The organism is Tetzosporium hominis, assembly GCF_002265435.1.
Lineage (GTDB): Bacteria > Bacillota > Bacilli > Bacillales_A > Planococcaceae > Chryseomicrobium > Chryseomicrobium hominis.
This window is the reverse complement of record NZ_NOKQ01000029.1, coordinates 1-236: the sequence shown is the minus strand read 5'-3', so window position 1 is coordinate 236 and position 236 is coordinate 1. Positions and strand designations below refer to the sequence as shown.

At 49.2% G+C, this 236-nt stretch carries 1 protein-coding gene; it reads right to left on the bottom strand.

Annotation, left to right across the window (positions count from 1 at the left end; all coding sequences use genetic code 11):
- A partial coding sequence (locus CF394_RS00080) for a hypothetical protein (RefSeq protein WP_133079764.1) occupies nt 1-236 on the bottom strand: 236 nt, incomplete at both ends.

The window sequence follows — 236 nt, the reverse complement described above, 5'->3', positions numbered from 1 at the left end:
TCTTTTCCAAGCCCTGAATCCATAAAAAGATCGATGATATCTTTCAGGCGGCACGGCTGGTTGTTGATGAGAAATTCGCTTTCCCCCGATCTGTAGACTCTTCTCGTCACACTGACTTCGTGAAAATCGATCGGCAAAAAGCGGTCATCGTTGTCAAGCGTCAGCGTCACTTCGGCAAGGTTCAGCTTTTTCCGCGAGTCGCTGCCGGCAAAAATGATATCTTCCATCTTGCCGCC